Genomic DNA, 4,942 nt, shown 5'->3' on the forward strand with positions numbered 1-4,942 from the left:
GACTCCCTTGCCCTTAAAGTCTATTTTAATTTAGACACTGTCCTTAAGGAGAGAGTCTTGTTGCTGTTAACGAAGTTCCTCCGGAGGAGGCTAGCTGACAGCTAATAGCTGTTTGCGCAGCATTCCGCAGGAAATGCTTACCCTAAAAGTTTTCAATATCTCACAACTCAAATCATATTGCTATATAATTATATGCACAATTTTTTAGGCTGATAGCTGATAGCTAATAGCTGATAGCTAGTTAATATACATTTAATTCTCTAATAATTTTTTCTCGTTTTTCTGGAGAAGATTGTGGCAATTCCTTCCCTAATAAAAATTCCAATTCTGGAGAGATAATTATAGTTCTATTATTGTCTATTCTGAGGTGTTTTTTAACCTCTTGCTCCGTTAAAATCTGTTTGTTTATATAAGTTTTTAATAAGTTATGAATAATTAGAAAAGAATGATAAATAACTGATGTTAACTTGCCTCCGGGAATATGAATATACTGTTCGCCAGTTTGATGCTGATACTGATAACGAATAGGATTATGATCTCTTTTAGCAGCTTCTAATTGATTTGCTGGTTTTTTACCAGGATAAACCTGAATATTTTTTTTCAACTTTATTGGTTCTAACTGCGCCACCCAAGGTATCCATTGAGATACTCCTTTTTGAATAGCTTGGAGAATAGAAACTTCATTTCGACTATCAAAATAATCGGTTTCAGACCTTACCCAACTTATCCAATTTTGAGGTAGATTGATTGGAGTCTTATCAAGAGGAATATAGAGTTCTGCTTGATTATATTCTAATCCATAAAAAATAGCCAAACGATTCTGACCTGCTTTAATAATTCCTCCGTATTCTCCACGAATTAGTAAGGTACTAGAGAAACTGTCTATCAATTGAGGGATTTTAGTCTTGAGAGTTTCTGGAATTTTATATAGTCCATAGACTTTTAATTTAACAATATTTCCTACTTGTTTTTCTCCTGAAAATGAGGGGATTGGAATTTCTAATCCTCTAGCATATGCTGTATTAATTACGGTGTTAAAGTATAATTTTTTTTCCTGGTTAATCTGTAGTTCAAATCCTTGTTTGCTTAGTTGAATATTAGTCACTCTATGATTAGTTTTAAGATTAATTTTTTGCTTCTTTATTAATTTATTAAGTAATTGAATTAAATGACTACAATATTCGCCGATATTTAGAACTGGTTGTTTGACTTTAACCGCGCCATTAAATAAATTTTTGTCTCCAGTTCCACACAAAATCACTTCTGGCTCGATTTCCTGAACCAGTTCTTTTGCCGAGCCAAAAATTTGCTCTGATGGATAATTATTAATATGGTTATTATAAATTTCAATTAAATTTTTACTAACATCTTTGATAGTTACGCCTTTTTGATAAATTGCTGTATTTCCTTTGATATTAGGAGCTAAATAGTTAACATAGTCATCTTCAAAAACATAGTCAGGCATGAATTTTTTAAACAAAAGAGTTTGTTTAAACAAAAGTTCTAATGTAGAAAAATGTCCTCCATAAACAAAATGATGTAAAATCCCTGTATTATTAAGAGAAGCACTATAATGATTTAAGGGGGTAGATTCAGCTTCTAGAAGCGTTACTTTGGCAATTCCTAATTGGGAAAGAATAGAAGCAACAGAAACTCCCATAGCTCCCGCACCAATAATAGCGATTTTTTGTTGTGCTTCTGGAGGAATATTAAAGAGTTTTTTGTTAGACATAAATCACCCATTTTAGTTATTAGTTATCAGAGGATATCTGAAAAGTTTTTTGATACTGAATTTTGCCCCCCTAGCCCCCCAACTTTGGGGGGAACAAGAGTCAATTTGCTATCTTTAAGTCCCCCAATTTTGGGGGATTTAGGGGGCTTAGATGTAGCAGAAGGGACTTCTCAGACAACCTCTCAGTACCTCTGCAATAAGGAGGCAAGAAAATAAAGTTATTTCTAAAGTCCTGGACAACACCTTAGAAGTAATTAATAATTAATAATTAATAATTAATAATTAATAATTAATAATTAATAATTAGCTCTCCTTGAAAAAAGAGGCTTTAAACCTTAACTATTTGGTAAAGCAAATATTAATATGAGTAGATAACTTTTTATCTTACTAAAATCTCTACTATACTTATAAATATATTAGATATTAGACTAGCTTCAAGCCTGTTTGACTTTCAATTGATTATATTATAGACAATTTTAGAGGTAGAAAATGGTACAGACAAAAAATAGACTTACACTAGAAGAGTTTCTCAAGCTCCCACCAGGAGAAGAAGATATTACTTATGAACTTATTGAAGGAGAAGCAACACCCAAAATGTCACCAAAATATTTTCACTCTAAGCTGACTCGTACATTACTCTATTTAATAGATGAATGGTGTGAAGGAAAAGGACAGGTTTGTCCAGAATGGGCTGTGAAATTAACTTGTAAAGGGAAAGACTGGGTGCCTGTACCAGAAATTTTATATGTTTCTTATGAACGCTTATCTCCAGAATGGATAGCAGATGAAGCTTGTCCTGTTTTACCAAATTTAGTAATAGAAATAATTTCTCCTGGACAAACATTTGGTCAACTCATGGCTAAAGCCCAAGATTATTTAGATGCAGGTGTATTAAGGGTGTGGGTTGTTGATAGTAAAGCTAGAAGTATTACAGTTTTTTATCCAGATGCACCACCAGAAACTTATATGGGAGAAATTCCACTGATAGATTCTTTATTTGAGGGGTTAGAGTTAACTGCTGAACAAGTATTTAGTAAGGCTGGAATTACTAAAAAAATGACTTCTAGTTAATTAGATTATCAAGGGCTACACGCAAGTCAAAAGCTAAAAGTAAAAAATTATAAGTAATCTCTGACTGATATATTTATTACTTCTTATTTCTTACTTTTGAGATGATTTCTTACTTCTTACTTCTTACTTTTGACTTTTGACTTTTGACTTCTGATAGTTAGTGGTTAATTTATAGTTATAGTGGTTAATATTTAACCGAGAATTTGACTCCCGATCAGGTAAATGAAGATGATTTATACTATGTAAATACTTAAGCAAGCTACAGATTTTATGCTAATTTTCATATTACAAATTGAAGTGTGGAATGTGGGTAATATCATGTTCGGATAAACACTAACTATAAAGTCATTGCGACTGGAACGGAGTGGAAGGAAGCAATCTCAAGGGTTTGAGGTATCTCTTCCATCTATATCCTAATCATAACTATTCAACCGAACATGATATAACTTATAGTTACCACATACATTATCAGTTTTACTCATGCCTAGTTACATTAGGTTGAGCTTTTATATAGAATAATAAACATCATTAGTTTCTTCTCTTACTACAATTTTTTTATACTCAGAAATGCCACTAGACTTACGAACATTTTTACAAGCTACAAATCCAGGAAGAACTTTATTTTTGAAAGATAATCCTGAAGAAGATAACAATTATTATATTGATTTTTCTTCGGTGCGGGGAGGTCAGATTATTGAGAATCTACGAGACAATATTACTTTGTTATCCCCAGATGAAGCGACTTGCGAATTATTTACTGGGCACATTGGATGTGGAAAATCTACAGAATTGCTAAGACTTAAAGCAGAGTTAGAGAGAGAAGAATTTCATGTTGTTTATTTTGACTCTGGGGAATATTTGGAATACCATGATGTAGATATTGCAGATATTTTATTGGCGATCGCTCATAGGGTAATAGAAAGTATTGAGCGACTAGAACTTGAGGAAGCTACAGGACTTGAAAGATTATTTCAAGGTGCAGTTAAGGTATTACAAAAGGAGTTTGAACTAGAGGAAGTTGAACTGAAACCTCAAATTCCTAATGTTCCTGATGTTGGAATTAAAGCTAATAAAAAGGGATTTAGTCTTTCTTTTGGTATGGGTAAGATTACTGCTAAAGCGAAAGAAAGTTCTGAATTAAGGAAGAAGTTGAGGGAGTATATAGAGCCTCGAATTAGCAATACTATTGAAGCAATTAACCAAGAAATTATAGAGCCAGCTATTGAGAAATTGCAACAGCAAGGTAAGAAAGGATTGGTGGTAATTATTGATAATTTGGATCGTATTGAGGATAATAAAAAGCCTTGGGGAAGACCTCAACCAGAATATGTCTTTGTAGATCGGGGACAGCAGTTACGTCAGCTAAAATGTCATCTTATTTATACTATTCCTTTATCATTGCGATTTTCTAATGATTATGGATATCTAACTCAGAGGTTTTTAACAGATCCAAATGTGTTGCCAATGGTGTCAATAAAGTTGCGTGATGGTAGTAATTATCAGGAAGGAATTGAATTACTTCAACAGATGGTTTTAGCAAGAGCTTTTCCTGAACTTGAGTCAAATAAACGTCTGGAAAAAATTACAGAACTTTTTGATAATCCTAAGACTTTAGAGCTTTTATGTTTTGTTAGTGGTGGTCATATTCGTAACTTATTAAGATTCCTATATGACTGTATTCGTCAGGAAAAGAAATTACCTCTTTCTGGTGAGACTTTGAAACAAGTAATTCAAAAAAAGCGCGACCAAATGGTTTTGGCAATTGAACCTTATGAATGGGAATTATTGCGTCAAGTAGTTCAGTCTAAAAAAGTTACGGGAGATGATGGATATAAGATTTTAATTCGGAGTATGTTTGTTTATGAGTATCGTGATGCTGAAGGATCTTGGTTTGATATTAATCCAATTTTAGAAGGTGCGGAAGAGTTAAACAGGACTTAGGTAACATAAGAAAATATAGCAGTTTTCAGCGGGCGTGAGGTACATCGAACGATCCCCCTAAATCCCCCTTAACAAGGGGGACTTCCAGTTCCCCCCTTTTTAAGGGGGGTTAGGGGGGATCGCCAGAAATGCTATATAAACCATCTGTAGGGGCGAATGGCATTCGCCCTCCATACAAATAGCGTCTTGTCTAAGAAA

At 33.4% G+C, this 4,942-nt stretch carries 3 protein-coding genes; 2 read left to right on the plus strand and 1 reads right to left on the minus strand.

Features of this window, described 5'->3' with window-relative positions; genetic code table 11:
- Window positions 1-241: 241 nt before the first annotated feature.
- A complete protein-coding gene (locus F6K54_RS40205; protein WP_293089967.1) occupies window positions 242-1,732 on the minus strand; it encodes an FAD-dependent oxidoreductase in 1,491 nt (496 codons plus the stop codon).
- Window positions 1,733-2,221: 489 nt separating this feature from the next.
- Between F6K54_RS40205 and F6K54_RS40210 the strand changes: the two genes are divergently transcribed.
- Together F6K54_RS40210 and F6K54_RS40215 are read left to right on the plus strand one after the other, a co-directional pair.
- The gene (locus F6K54_RS40210; RefSeq protein ID WP_293089969.1) at window positions 2,222-2,803 is read left to right on the plus strand and encodes a Uma2 family endonuclease; all 582 of its coding nucleotides are present in this window, start codon (window positions 2,222-2,224) and stop codon (window positions 2,801-2,803) included.
- Window positions 2,804-3,370: 567 nt separating this feature from the next.
- The gene (locus F6K54_RS40215; RefSeq protein WP_293089971.1) at window positions 3,371-4,744 is read left to right on the plus strand and encodes a P-loop NTPase fold protein; all 1,374 of its coding nucleotides are present in this window, start codon (window positions 3,371-3,373) and stop codon (window positions 4,742-4,744) included.
- The last annotated feature ends 198 nt before the right edge of the window (window positions 4,745-4,942 follow it).

The sequence above is a fragment of the Okeania sp. SIO3B5 genome (assembly GCF_010692555.1).
In the GTDB taxonomy this organism is placed as follows: Bacteria; Cyanobacteriota; Cyanobacteriia; order Cyanobacteriales; family Microcoleaceae; genus Okeania.

Bases quoted from the DNA above. Each gene is read 5' to 3' on its own strand.
- F6K54_RS40215 (WP_293089971.1), top strand. From the start codon at position 3,371: ATGCCACTAGACTTACGAACATTTTTACAAGCTACAAATCCAGGAAGA.
- F6K54_RS40210 (WP_293089969.1), top strand. From the start codon at position 2,222: ATGGTACAGACAAAAAATAGACTTACACTAGAAGAGTTTCTCAAGCTC.
- F6K54_RS40205 (WP_293089967.1), bottom strand. From the start codon at position 1,732: ATGTCTAACAAAAAACTCTTTAATATTCCTCCAGAAGCACAACAAAAA.